Genomic DNA, 13,142 nt, shown 5'->3' with positions numbered 1-13,142 from the left:
TGGCGTGACCGCCGCGTGGCTATTCGCCCGGCGCGCGTGCGCGGATGGCCAGCGCGTGCACGCGTTGCCCGGCGATATCGCCCAGCGCGGCAATCACCATCCGCTGGCGTTGCAACCGCGTCTGGCCCGCGAACGCGGCCGCGGTCACCTCTACGGTGAAATGCGATTCGCCCGATCCGTCGTGACCGGCATGGCCATGGTGGCTGGCGCTGTCGTTGATCACCGCCAGGTGATCGGGGGTGAACGCGGCGGTGAGCAGCGTGGTGATCTCGTGGGCAATGGGTCCTGTCATGGCTTCCATCCTAGCCGATGTCGCGGCATGGGGTAAACCCTATGGCGCACGATCGATTCCATGGCCGGATGGCAGGCACAGCGCGCGCTTGCGACGCACCGGGATGCCCCGAACCGGGCGAATTCCGTGCGCCGGGCGAACGCGCGCCGGGGTTTGACGGGCCGGGCGCCTATCGCTGGTTTTGCCTGGACCATGTGCGCGCGTTCAACAGCGGCTATGACTTTTTTCGCGGGATGACGCCCGAACAGATCGAACGCGCGCAATCGCCGCTGGCCGGCTGGGCATCGGAAACGCGCGCGTTCCGGCCCACCGCGGGGATTGATGAAGCGCCGCGCTGGGCCGATTTTGCCGACCCGCTCGATGCGATTTCCGCCCGCGCGCGGGCCAAGGCGCGTGATTATCGCAAAAGTCAGGAGGCGGCACAGCGCGGGCTCAACCCCACCGACGCGCGTGCCTATGATGCGCTGGGGCTGGGGTTTGATGCCGACCGCCGCGCCCTGCGCGCGCGCTATTCCGAACTGGTGCGCCGCTATCACCCCGATCGCAACGGCGGCGACCGCGAGCACGAGGAACGGTTGCGCGAAGTGGTTGAGGCCTACCAGCATCTGCGCCGCATGCCGGCGTTCGCTTAGGCCGGGGCAGAGGCTGGGTCTGACGCCGGTGTCGGCGCCAGCCTACTCAGCCCGCCGATGCACACTCCGAACCAGACCATGCCCAGGACCGTGGCGATGATTACGCCGCGAAAATCTTCGCCCTGCTGGATCACCGGCGCGTTGAACACGGTGACATACAGCATGGTGGCGGCGTTGCAGAACAGCGGCAGGCGGCCGGAAATGACCAGGAACAGCGCCACCACCATCAGGCCCAGCGCGGCCAGGATCAGCGGCACGTTGCCATGCGCGGCGCCGGTCTGCAGCAGATAGCTCAATCCCGCGCCGGTCACTCCGCCGACCACCGCCGGCGCCAGCGCGCGCAAGTCCGAATGGGTGACCGATGTCCAGTACCACAGCAGCAGGAACCCGGCATAGACCGGTACGACATGCAGCACGGCGCCGATCACCACGAACCCGGCAATCAGTGCGACCGCGATCGCGGTGATCACCAGCGCGGTTTTTAGAGGCACGACCGGGGGCGTGCCGGGCGGCGGGGTGAGTGTGGACATTGACCTCTCCGTGGCTGGCAGGGCGATACGTGCCGCCCGGCCTTGGTGCAGGGGTCACACCCCAACGCGCACTTGTCAATTCCCGGCATTCGGCCCAGTGATCCGGGCATGATTGCACAGCTTGAACCGTTCCATGCCATGGCTGTTTCGGCCCTGGCGCATCGCCTGCGCGCGGAAGGCCGCGATGTCATCCACATGGAATTTGGCCAGCCATCGACCGGCGCGCCGGCGGCGGCGATCGCATGCGCGCACCATGTGCTCGATACCGATGCGATGGGCTATTGGGAAAGCCAGCCGCTGAAGGAACGGATCGCGCGCGCCTATCTTGAACAAGATGGTGTGACTATCGATCCGTCGCGGATCGTGCTGACCTGCGGGGCATCGCCGGCGCTGGTCATGGCGCTGTCGCTGATCGGTGGCCCGGGCGCGCGGGTGGCGTTTGCCCGGCCCGGCTATGTCGCCTATCGCAACAATGCCCGCGCGCTGTTCATGGAACCGGTGGAGGTGCCCTGCGGCCCGGCCACGCGGTATCAACTGGATGCGGCCGCGCTGGCCGCGATCGATCCCGCGCCCGATGCGGTGATCCTGGCCAGCCCCGCCAATCCGACCGGTACGGTGATTGCGCCCGATGAACTGGCGCGGATCGCGGCGGTCTGCGTCGCGCGGGGGATCAGCCTGATCGCCGATGAAATCTATCACGGCATCACCTTTGGCGCGGCGGCACATTCGGTGCTGCGGGTCGCGCCCGATGCGCTGGTGGTGAACAGCTTTTCCAAATATTTCAGCATGCCGGGCTGGCGGCTGGGCTGGCTGGTGGTGCCGCCAGCGCTGGTGGCGCAGGCGCGCGCGCGGATGGGCAATCTGTTTCTGACCCCGCCGGTGCTTAGCCAGCGGGCCGCGCTGGTGGCGTTTGACTGCGATGATGAGCTGGAATCGCATGTCGCGACCTATGCCCGCAACCGCGATCTGATGCTGGCCGCGCTGCCGGCGATGGGGCTGGACCGGATCGCGCCGCCCGATGGCGCGTTTTATATCTATGCCGACGTCGGCCATCTGACCGATGACAGCCTGGCCTTTGCGATGCGGCTGTTGACCGATACCGGGGTGGCGATCGCACCGGGGGTCGATTTCGACCCGGTGCTGGGGCACCGGTTCATCCGCATCAGCTTTGCCGTGGCCACCCCGCTGGTGGAGGCCGCGATTGCCCGGCTGATCCCGTGGTTTGCGGCGCGATCTGGGGTGTAATTTCGTTCAAGCCCCTCCCCTTCAGGGGAGGGGTTGGGGTGGGGCCTATCCCCAGGCGCCGAGCTATATTGAGAGGCCCCACCCCCGGCCCCTCCCCTGAAGGGGAGGGGGGAAGTGCGGACCGAGCCTTACAGCGCGATGCTGAGCGAGGCTTTTACGCCGAACGCCATGCCCTTGTCGGTGCCGCGTTCGATGTCGGTGCCGATCTTCCAGGTGTAATCCAGCCCGCCCTGCATGATGCTGAACTGGCCAACCCACGCCGATGGCAGGTGGCTGCCGACCAGGTTGAACGAATCGCCGGTGCCAAAGGTGCCGGTGGTGGTGCCCAGGTTGCCGGAAATCCAGCTGCGCCGCCCCGCTTCCAGCTCGACCGTGAACGGCCGGCCTTCATGCGTGCTCTTGCCCGAACTCCACAGCGCAGAAACCGTGGTGGTGGCCACAGTCTGGCTGCTGGTCTTGCCGGCCACGGTCAGCGCGATCGGGGTATCGCCGGTTTCGACGTACTTGTTTTCCTTCAACCGGTCGTATTCGATGAACGCGCGCGGACGCAGGCTGAAATGTTCGCCCAGTTCCGCAGTATAGGACATCCCGCCGGTCAGCGCTGCCGACCAGCCTTTCCATTTGCCGGCCGCGTTATAGGCAAAGGTGGTTGCCGTGACCGAGCTGGCGGTGTCGGTGGAAAACGACCCGTTGAAGGTGCGGGTGGATTTGAAGGTTTCCTTGCCCACCGAACCGCGCGCCCAGATATAGAACGGGCCCGCGGATTTGCGCCAGAATGCGCCGATCTGCAGTGCGCTGGTCTTTATCGACTGGCCGGTCGCGGCGGTCGTGCTGTTCGCCAGGGTTGTCGCGACTTTCGCGGTGCCCGTCAGGTATGCCAGCGTCAGGCCGACATTGCCCAGCGTGGTGACCTTTTCAACGCCCATCGACAGACCGCCGCCGCTGGTTTTGTAGCCCGGGCCGTCGCCCGACTTGCGCGTGCCGCGGAACACGATCGGTTCCAGCCAGGCGGCCGAATCGCTGATCGAATACATCGTCGAATCATCGTCGAGGTGCCGTGCGGCGAGCCGCGAGGCGCGCGTCACCACATCGAACGTGCCGCCGTCATAGTTGGGCAGCAATTCGTTGAACCGCGTGCGCAAGGTCTTGGTATCGTAGATCTGCAACAGCGTGTTCTGCAGATAGGCGTTGGCGGCGGCATCGCTGAGGATCGCGCCATAGGCCGCCGATTGCGCACCGGTCAGGCCCAGTTGGGTCGCGGTGGCGCGGCCCACGTTGATGGTGACGTTGTTGGCATCGGTGGTGATGCTGCCGCTGAACAGCACCGGCAGGTTAAGCGACGAACTGGTCAGCGTGCTGGCGCCGGTCAGCGTGGTCGCGGTCAGCACGTTGTATGAATGGCTGGCGGCGGTGGTGCTCAGCGCGTTGACCGACACCAGGATTTTCGCCCCGCTGGCAAAGGTCGCGCTGTTGGCCACCAGATGCGAACTGGTCCCGGTCGATGCGTCGATATAGGCGCGCAGGGTGCCGCCCGCCCCCACGTTCAGGTTGCGTACCAGGCTGTCGCCGACCGCATTGGCGCCAAACGTGCCGCCGGTCACGGTCACATCAAAATTGCCGCCGTTGGTGATCGCGCCCAGAAACTGCGATTTGTCGTTCAGCGTCAGGCTGCCGGTGCTGTTGTACAGATTGAGCGCGCCATTGAACTGCGCATAATCCTTCAACGTCATGGTCAGCGCCGCGGTGCCGCCCGAATTGCCGACGTTGATCGCGCTGCTGGTGCTGCCCCACCGCGAAACGCCGCTGACGGCGATGGTGTTGGTGCTGCCCGCTGCCAGCCAGGTCTTGCCGGTCAGGCTGCCGCCCTGGATGGTGACGGTGTTGGCGCCGGTGCCCAGATAGATGTCGCCGGTGATCCCGGCATAGAGCGTGGCGGTCAGCGGGTTATAGCCGGTGGCGGCCTTGTCGGTGGTTTCGCTGGTCGTATTGGCCGCGGTATAGCTTTGCGTCAGCGTGACCCCGGTCGTGCTGTGCGACAGGTCGATCGCCGCGACGGTACCGCCGGTGGCGCCCGTTGCAGTGATATAGCCCTGGTTGGTCAGTGTCTTGACCGAACCCGACAGGTCCTGCACGCCATAGATGTTGCCATGCGCCTGCAGGCTGCTGGTGGCGCTGATCGTGCCGGTGTTGAGGATCGTGGGGACCGACGCGCCGGTGTTGACCAGCAGCGCGGTAGCGCCGTCGTTGATGGTCTTGGCCGATATCGTGCCATAGTTTTCCATGCCGTTGGTCAGCGTGACAGCGCCACCCCGTCCGCCGATCACGACCGCATAGGCCGGGGTCGACGCGTTGTAGGCATTGGCAGTGACATTGCCGTCGATGCCGAGCGCGAACGACCCGTTGTTGGTGGTGCCCGCGCCGATGGTGATCGCGGTCGCCCCGCCGATCTGCAGCCCCGGGTTGTTGCCATAGGCGGTGATCGAGCCACGGTTGGCGTCGGTCGAGGTGGACGTGGTCGGCGCGTTGATGCGGATCCCGCCGGTCACATTGCCGTCGATTTCGGTCACCGCGCTGCCGGTGTTGAGCAGCGTATCCGCCAGCGTCAGCGATGCGCCGCTGGTGCTGGTATAGCTGGTGGCGTTGGAGATTGCGCCATCGATCACGATCGCGCCGGTCACATCGCCCGACTGGACATAGCCCTGCGAACCCGATCCGGTGACGGTTACGGTGCCGCCGATCGTGACATTGCCGGTCACGCCGGCCAGTTTCACGCCATAGCTGTGATCGCCCAGCACATTGATCGCGCCCTGGGTGTTGAGCGACCCGTTGAGCGCACCATCGATGCGGATGCCGGCCGAATTTTCACCATCGACATTGATCGTGCCTACTGCGGTCACCCCGTTGGTGGTGGTCGATCCGGTGTTGGCGATCGTTGCGTTGATGGTGCCGCCCGCTGCGCCATAAATGCCATAGCGACCGCTGACGCCCGACACCGGGCTGAACACAAAGCCGCTGTTGACGTTGGTCGGGGTGAAATTTTCCAGCACGTTGATGGTGCCGGAATTGGTGACCGTGGTGGTGTTGCCGGGATTGATCAGAATGCCGGTCGCGCCATTGACCGCGCTGTTCGCGCTGCCGGCATTGATCGTGCCGCCGGGGTTGATCGACACGTTTTTGGCCGAATCGACGGTGATCACCGCGCCCGGCGTCGCCGCCAGCGTGCCGGTGTTGGTAATGGTCACGGCGCCGGCGGTCGATGTCAGCAGCGCACCGGTCGTGCCGGTGGAAACGGTGGTGTCGGCCTGCGCGGGGCTGGCGGCAACCAGTGCCACCGCGCAACCAACAACGACCGGGCCCAGACCGATGGCGGCCGTCGAAGCCAGGAACTGCGAAATTTTGCGCTGCATCAGCATTCTGTCATCCGGCATTGGGGCCCGCACGGCGGGTGCCGGGCGGTCCGTGGTCTGGGTGACGGATGGCTGGATTGACCTGCCGCCCGCCCGTCGAAAGATCGTTGCCCCGCCATGCCCAACCCGCGCCGCTGCGCAAGGTCGTGTCGCAATGGGGGCATCGGAACGGTAAACGTGGATAGTCGTTAAACCATGCAAGGCAACCCAGTCAAAAAAAGAACTTCGCCGGCAATCCTGTAAATTTTGCGTTCATCGCCCGGACCGCACCCCGATCGCGGGGTTGAAAGGGGACCACCGGGCACGGCCAGCCGTGCCCGTGGTGCCAGTCAGGCAGGACATTACGGGGGGAGACTGACGGAGCAGACTGCGTGTGTGACAATCCATGACATCGACAACGACCGCGACAACCATGACCGCGACAACCATGACGATGATCGCCAAACCGGTGACCATGCCCGGCGGCACCTGTGGCGCGGGCGCTGGTCGCAGCGCGACCCCCCCGCCCGACAGCGCGCGCATCGATGATGTCGCGCTGCTGCGGGCGGTCGCAGCCGGGTCGGTGGCGGCGTTTGGCGTGCTGGTCGATCGGCACCGGCCTGCGCTGCTGCGCGTGGCGTCGCGCATGCTGGCCGACGCGCACGAGGCCGAAGACGTGGTGCAGGACTGTTTTGCGCGGTTGTGGCAGCATGCCGCGCGGTGGCAGCCCAGCGGCGCCGGGCTGGGCGCATGGTTGCACCGCGTCACCGTCAACCTGTGTTATGATCGCAAACGCCGGTTTCGCGTGGTGACCATTCCCGATCTGCCCGACATGGCCGATACCGCGCTGCTGGCCGACGTGCAGATCGAGGCGGACCAGGCGCATGCGCAAGTGGCCGCTGCGCTGTCGGCCTTGCCCGAACGCTATCGCGCCGCACTGGTGCTGTGTTATCTGCAGGGGCTGTCGAACGCGGCGGCGGCCGAACTGCTGGATCTGCATATCAAGGCGATGGAATCGCTGCTGTTTCGCGCGCGGCGTCAATTGCGTGGCGTGCTGGCCACACAGGCGGTGGCATGGCGTGATCTGGTCGCGGTGGGTGAGGCGGAGCGCCGCCACGCACCGTGACGATGCGGGCCAAACCGCTTGCGGCGACGTGGGCGGGGCGGCATGGTGTGCGTCGGGCGCGCACCCAGATTTTTGGCCGGGCGCATGGTCCGGAAACGATGAATGGAACCAACGACGGTGTCAGCCAAAATCCTGCTGGTCGAAGATGACAGCCAGATCGCCGATTATATCGCGCGCGGGCTTGATGCCGAAGGCTTTGCCGTCGATCGTGCGGACAACGGCCGCGATGGGCTGTTCATGGCAACCGACAGCCAGTTTGATGTGGTCGTGCTGGATCGCATGCTGCCGGCGATGGACGGGCTGTCGCTGTTGAAGGCGTTGCGGGCGGCGAATATCGATACCCCGGTGCTGATGCTGTCCGCGCTGGGCAGTACCGAGGATCGCGTGTCCGGGCTGACCGCGGGGGCCGATGATTACCTGGGCAAACCGTTCTCGTTTGCCGAACTGCTGGCGCGCGTGCAGTCGCTGGCACGACGGCGCGGGGGTGTGGCCAAAGCGCAGGACACGGTGTTGCGGTGCGGTGATCTGCAGCTCGACCGGTTAACCCGCACGGTGCATCGCGGCGAACGCAAGATCGCGCTGCAGCCGCGCGAATTTCGCCTGCTGGAATACCTGATGCAGCACCAGGGCGAAGTGGTGACGCGCACCATGCTGCTGGAAGCGGTGTGGGATTACCATTTCGACCCTGGCACCAACGTGATCGATGTGCATATCAGCCGCCTGCGCCGCAAGATTGACGATGGTGAGGGCGACGTGCTGTTCCATACCGTGCGCGGCGCCGGATACCGTCTGGCGGCGGATTAGAGGCTGATGGCACCATGATGCGAAAGCGCCTGCCTTGCCCTGGCTGAACCGGCCTTCGCGGCGCCTGTCGCCGACAATGCTGTGGCTGGTGGCGGCGGTGTTTGTGCTGCAACTGATGTCATCTGCGGCGGCGATCTTTTTCCTGCGCGGGCAGATGGTGGATGTGGTGCGCGCCGATCGGGTGCGCCAGGTGCTGGACGTGCGCGATGATCTGCTGGCGACCTATCAGCGCGGCGGTCGCGCGGCGCTGGCGCAGGTCATCACGGGCCAGCAGGGCAGCGCCGCCGATCCGACCGTGTTTATCGCGCTGACCGGCGGTGCGACCCCGCTGTTCAGCAATGTGGTAACCGTGCCGGCGGTACCGGTGGCGCCGCGCCCGGAACCGGTCATGGTGCATCTGGGCCACGGCATTGCCGATATCGAAAGCATGGCGATCGCCCGGCGGATGCCCGATGGCGAACAGCTGGTGGTGGGCGTGATGGGCGCCACCGAAAGCCGGTTCAATCTGGCGTTTGCCACCGCCGGCGGGCTGACCATCGTGGTCGCGGTGGCGCTGGCGCTGGCCAGTGCGCTGCTGCTGGGGGTGGAAATCAGCCGGCGCACGCATGCCATCGCGCAAACCGCCGAAGCGCTGGGGGCGGGCAATTTTGGCGCGCGCCTGCCCGAACGGCGCAGCGGCGACGGGTTTGATCATCTGCGGCTGCAGATGAACCGCATGGCCGAACGCATCGATGCGCTGGTGTCGGAACTGGGTGCGGTGTCGGTGTCGCTGGCGCACGATCTGCGGTCACCGGTGGCGCGGTTGTCGGCGGCGATCGACACGGCGCTGGAACGGGTGGACGACCCCGGTGCGATCGACGCGTTGCAGGCGGCGCGCGAAAACGCCGACGGATTGCACCGCATGCTGGAAACCGCGCTGGAAATTACCCGGCTGGAGGGCGGCGCAGTGCCCGACCGGCGCGTGGCGATCGATCTGGCGCAGGTCATGCAGGATATGTCCGAACTGTACGAGCCGCTGGCCGAAATGTCGGGCGTGCTGCTGCAGACCCGGCTGGCGACGGCAGTGGTCATCGCCGACCGCGAATTGCTGTCGCGCGCGATTGCCAACCTGATCGACAATGCGCTGAAATACGGCGCGCGCGAAGTGCTGCTGACCACCCGCGAGGCCGCCACATATGCGGAAATCGCGGTGTCCGACGATGGCCCGGGCATTCCGCCCGATCAGCGGACCCGCGCGGTCGAACGGTTTGTACGGCTGGACAATGCGCGCACCCTGCCCGGCGGCGGGCTGGGCCTGGCCATGGTCAGCGTGGTCGCCCGGCTGCACGGTGGCACCCTGACGCTGACCGATGGCGTTGGTCCCACCCATCGCGGATTACAGGCGATCATCCGGTTGCCGCGTTAGATGGAACTGCACTGATACCAACTCGCGCAAAGCGCGACTCATACCGCCCGCCCCGCCTCCCCACCCGACCACCAACGATACCAGTAGGTTATGGTGGTCGGATGGGGAGGCGGGGCGGGCGGTATGAGTTCACGTCAGTGAACTTTGGTATGACGTGCAGTCAGACCGCCAGCCGCGCTATCAGACCATTACTTCGCCGGGGTCTGCAGCGAATTGACGCGGCCGGTGCGTTCCAGTTTGCCCCAGCCGATGCCCAGCCCCGATGTGGCGGCGCCGATCGCGCGGATCACCACCCCGTACATCAACTGCCGATAGACAAACCGTTGCGACAGCAGCAGCAGCCCGGGGAACCGTTTTTCGCGCACGTCCAGCCGATAGGCGATCCATCCGCACAGCAGATCAATCGTGGTGAACGCCAGCCAGTACAATCCCATGCGCACCACATCGGTCTGGGTCTGGGCCCAGCCGTGCTGCATCACCCGCACCACCGTGCCGCCGATCGACACCGCCAGCGCCAGATCGATCAGCGGCGAAATCATCGCGAACACGATCTGGAACAACCACGCCTGCGGCATGCCCACAAACGCCAGCCCAGATGGCGAACGCCGGCCCAGCACCGCGCGGTGTTTCCACAGGCATTGCAAGGTGCCGAACGCCCAGCGGAATCGCTGCTTGCCCAGTGCGCGCAGCGTTTCGGGCGCTTCGGTCCAGGCCACCGCCTCTTCATCATAGGCCACTTTCCAGCCGTGCCGCTGGATGGCGATGGTCAGGTCCTGGTCTTCGGCCAGGGTGTCTTCGGGATAGCCGCCGACATCGTCCAGCGCCGCGCGCCGCCAGCCACCGACCGCGCCGGGCACCACCATGATCGCATCGAACTGCGTCAACGCGCGGCGTTCGATGTTTTGCGCGGTGACATATTCGATACCCTGCCAGCGGGTGACCAGGTTGACCCGGTTGCCGACTTTGGCATTGCCGGCCACCGCGCCGATCGTTTCGTCCTGAAACCAGCGCACCAGCCGGGTGATCGTCGGGGTTTCAAACTGGGTATCGGCATCCAGCGCGACCACGATTTCGCCCTGCGCCACTGCCAGCGCACGGTTGAGCGCGCTGGCCTTGCCGCCGTTGACCATGGTCATCAGCCGCACGCGGCTGTCATTGCCAAACGCCGCCGCGACGATTTCGCTGGTGCGGTCCTTTGACCCGTCGTCGGCGACGATGACCTCCATCGGGTGGTAATCGCTGGCCAGGATGCGATGGATCGACGTTTCGATCACGCGTTCCTCGTTATAGGCGGGGATGATCACCGACACCAGCGGGCGCCACGGCGCGCCTTCGGGCTCCGCAGGGGGTCGCATGCTGGCCACACGATCGGCAAACAGCGCCAGGCCGGTCATCCCCAGCGCGCGGATCACCCCCAGCGCGATGGCAAAGAAAAACATCCAGTTCAGCCCCGACAACAGCGCGGCCAGGAACACGAATATGCCGACATCCAGCCGCACCGCGACCAGGTCCCAGCCTTCGACGCGGGGCATGACCGCATCGCGGTCCAGCCCGGCCAGCCGAGATGCGGGCACCAGCGTATAGCCATCGGCGCGCAGTTTTTCGATGATCCGGGGCAGCGCCGCTACGGTCTGGCTGCGGTCGCCGCCGCCATCGTGCAGCAGCACGACATTGACCGTGCGATCGGGCGTGGCCTGTTCGATCGCATCGATCGTGCGACGATAGATATCGTCGGCGCCGCGTTTTTGCCAGTCGCCCGGATCGCCATGCAGCCCGACGATGGTATAGCCCTGTTGCTGGGCGATCAGCGCCGGGCCCAGTTCGTCCGGCGTGGTCGGTTCGGCGTCACCAAAATACGGCGCGCGGAACAATCGCGTCGATCGGCCGGTATAGGCCTCGATCAGGCGTTGGGTGGCATTCAGTTCCAGCCTGGCGCCGGTATCGCTGACGTCGGCCAGGTTGGGGTGGGTATAGGTATGGTTGCCGATTTCCGAACCACCGGCGATGATCCGCTGCAGCAACCTGCGGTTTTGCACCCCGTTTTCACCGATCACGAAAAACGTGGCCGGGGCATGATACCGTTCGAGCACCGACAGGATCTGCGGGGTGTAGCGCGGATCGGGGCCATCGTCAAAGGTCAGCGCGATCAACTTTGGCTTGTCGCCGGTGCGTCGCACGACATAGGGCATCGGCAGCTGGTCATAGGTTTCGTGCGTGATCAGACCAGTACGCTGGTCATAGCTGAGCGATCGTGCACCCGCCTGTGGCACCGCATCGACGCGCAGGATTTCGCCATTGCCTTCGATATCGACGTTGGTCAGTTCGCTCAACGGGCCCAGGTTTGATCGCGTGCCGCCCTTGCGCCAGCTGTCCAGCGCGGTCCAGAACCCCGGATCTTCGGACCCCAGCCGCCACAGCGCAATCGAACTGACGCCCAACTGGCGCAGCACCTGCAGCTGGTTCCAGCTGGTGGCGGCATCGATCATCCACACATCGTGGCGCACGCCGGGGGTGGCCGGATTGGCATCGGTATCGTCGCCATAGGCGAAACCGGCGTTGCCGCTGGTCTTGTCCCAGGTTGGCCGGGTGGACGAATCGAGCGCGGCCAGCCACGCTTCTTCGATGGTCATCGGGTCGGCCGCACCATCGTGCCAGTCATAGCCATAACTGCCCAGCGCCATGATCACCTTGCTGGCGGGCACCCCTTTCAGCGCATCGGTCACATGGCTGACGAACCAGTTGTTCGATGCGATCGGCCCGGGCGGGCCGGTCATGTAATGTTCGTCATAGGCCATCAGCACGACTTTGTCGGACACTTCGGCAAAGGCGCGCGGGCTCCAGTTTTCATCATCGATCGGCACGGTCACCGACACCAGTTTGTGTTTGGGCGCCAGCCGGGCGTGCAGATCGGCCACAAACCGCCGTACCAGACCGATCCCGGCGGGGGGCAGGTTTTCAAAATCGACCATCACCCCGGCATCGCCATTGGCATCCAGCGCGGCCTCTATCCCGCGCACGATCGACGCGCGGCGGGCGGGGTCGGCCAGCGCGCGGGTGGTGCCGGCGCCATCCCACACCCCGCTCGATGCGTTTTGCAACACATCGATCACCAGCGGGCGGCGGATCTGCCCGGCCAGCACGCGGCGCATCCGCGTATCATCGCCGGCGGTAAAATTGCCCTGCGGGTCCAGCGACATCAGCGTCGGGGCGATCCAGTCCAGTTCCCCCACCTTGTGCTTCAGGCTTTCAACCGCGCCTTCGCCGAACGGGGTGTAAAACCCCACGGTCAGGTTCTGCGCCTGGCGTTCGGCGGGAACGGCGCGCCGCCCGAACAGCGATGACAGCTGGCGTGAAATCCGCCCGACCTGTGTGCGCAGCGGCAACGGTTGCGGCCGTTCAAACCCCAGTTTGAGCGGTTGCGACGTCGGCACCGTGGCGACCGTGGTGGCAAAGGCCAGCGCCGTCAGAATCAGCAGGGCTATGCCGGCAAACAGCGCGCGGCGAATCCAGCGGCGGCGCTGCCCGGTGGGATCAAAGAAAATCGGACGTTGCACTGTGGTTCCCGGATTGGCCTTATACGAAGCTGCACTGACGTGCAGTCATACCTCCCGCCCCGCCTCCCTTCCCGACCACCACACCATGATGGTATCATTGGCGGTCGGGAAGGAAGGCGGGGCGGGAGGTATGAATCGCGCCATAGCGCGACTTGGTACGCACGGCCT

General features: G+C 65.7%; 9 protein-coding genes. 5 read left to right on the top strand and 4 right to left on the bottom strand.

Going from position 1 to position 13,142, the window contains the following annotated elements:
* Positions 1–19 precede the first annotated feature (19 nt).
* Positions 20–292, bottom strand: coding sequence for a BolA family protein (locus ABWP89_RS00390; RefSeq protein ID WP_502915196.1), 273 nt, complete (start codon positions 290–292; stop codon positions 20–22).
* A 41-nt stretch (positions 293–333) separates the two neighbouring features.
* On the opposite strand from ABWP89_RS00390, the gene ABWP89_RS00385 reads away from it, so the two are divergent.
* Positions 334–924, top strand: coding sequence for a J domain-containing protein (locus tag ABWP89_RS00385; protein ID WP_353226450.1), 591 nt, complete (start codon positions 334–336; stop codon positions 922–924).
* On the opposite strand, the gene ABWP89_RS00380 is transcribed toward ABWP89_RS00385, so the two are convergent.
* Entirely contained in the window at positions 921–1,454 is a 534-nt protein-coding gene (locus ABWP89_RS00380; protein ID WP_353226449.1) for a hypothetical protein, read from the bottom strand. The two genes, ABWP89_RS00385 and ABWP89_RS00380, sit on opposite strands and share 4 nt — an antisense overlap.
* 108 nt (positions 1,455–1,562) lie before the next feature.
* Between ABWP89_RS00380 and ABWP89_RS00375 the strand changes: the two genes are divergently transcribed.
* Positions 1,563–2,699 carry a pyridoxal phosphate-dependent aminotransferase gene (locus tag ABWP89_RS00375; RefSeq protein WP_353226448.1) on the top strand — a complete coding sequence of 379 codons (1,137 nt, stop codon included), beginning with the start codon at positions 1,563–1,565 and terminating at the stop codon, positions 2,697–2,699.
* Positions 2,700–2,827: 128 nt separating this feature from the next.
* Here ABWP89_RS00375 and ABWP89_RS00370 read toward each other — a convergent pair whose 3' ends face one another.
* A complete protein-coding gene (locus ABWP89_RS00370) occupies positions 2,828–6,106 on the bottom strand; it encodes an autotransporter (RefSeq protein ID WP_353226447.1) in 3,279 nt (1,092 codons plus the stop codon).
* Positions 6,107–6,518: 412 nt separating this feature from the next.
* Between ABWP89_RS00370 and ABWP89_RS00365 the strand changes: the two genes are divergently transcribed.
* The 3 genes from ABWP89_RS00365 to ABWP89_RS00355 all read left to right on the top strand — a co-directional run bounded on the left by ABWP89_RS00365 (position 6,519) and on the right by ABWP89_RS00355 (position 9,420).
* Entirely contained in the window at positions 6,519–7,211 is a 693-nt protein-coding gene (locus tag ABWP89_RS00365) for an RNA polymerase sigma factor (protein ID WP_353226446.1), read from the top strand.
* 117 nt (positions 7,212–7,328) lie between these two features.
* Positions 7,329–8,015, top strand: coding sequence for a response regulator transcription factor (locus ABWP89_RS00360; protein ID WP_353226445.1), 687 nt, complete (start codon positions 7,329–7,331; stop codon positions 8,013–8,015).
* Positions 8,016–8,049: 34 nt separating this feature from the next.
* The gene (locus tag ABWP89_RS00355) at positions 8,050–9,420 is read left to right on the top strand and encodes a sensor histidine kinase (RefSeq protein WP_353226444.1); all 1,371 of its coding nucleotides are present in this window, start codon (positions 8,050–8,052) and stop codon (positions 9,418–9,420) included.
* Positions 9,421–9,608: 188 nt separating this feature from the next.
* Here the strand turns inward: ABWP89_RS00355 and ABWP89_RS00350 are convergent, their stop codons facing one another.
* The gene (locus ABWP89_RS00350; protein WP_353226443.1) at positions 9,609–12,974 is read right to left on the bottom strand and encodes a trifunctional glycoside hydrolase family 18/polysaccharide deacetylase/glycosyltransferase family 2 protein; all 3,366 of its coding nucleotides are present in this window, start codon (positions 12,972–12,974) and stop codon (positions 9,609–9,611) included.
* Positions 12,975–13,142 lie beyond the last annotated feature (168 nt).

The sequence above is a fragment of the Novosphingobium sp. genome (genome assembly GCF_040398825.1).
Taxonomy (GTDB): Bacteria; Pseudomonadota; Alphaproteobacteria; order Sphingomonadales; family Sphingomonadaceae; genus Novosphingobium.
This window is presented reverse-complemented; position numbering and strand designations above follow the sequence as displayed.

Coding starts and splice junctions, on each gene's coding strand:
- ABWP89_RS00385 (WP_353226450.1), top strand. CDS start 334: ATGGCGCACGATCGATTCCATGGCCGGATGGCAGGCACAGCGCGCGCT.
- ABWP89_RS00390 (WP_502915196.1), bottom strand. CDS start 292: ATGACAGGACCCATTGCCCACGAGATCACCACGCTGCTCACCGCCGCG.
- ABWP89_RS00370 (WP_353226447.1), bottom strand. CDS start 6,106: ATGCAGCGCAAAATTTCGCAGTTCCTGGCTTCGACGGCCGCCATCGGT.
- ABWP89_RS00375 (WP_353226448.1), top strand. CDS start 1,563: ATGATTGCACAGCTTGAACCGTTCCATGCCATGGCTGTTTCGGCCCTG.
- ABWP89_RS00380 (WP_353226449.1), bottom strand. CDS start 1,454: ATGTCCACACTCACCCCGCCGCCCGGCACGCCCCCGGTCGTGCCTCTA.
- ABWP89_RS00365 (WP_353226446.1), top strand. CDS start 6,519: ATGACCGCGACAACCATGACGATGATCGCCAAACCGGTGACCATGCCC.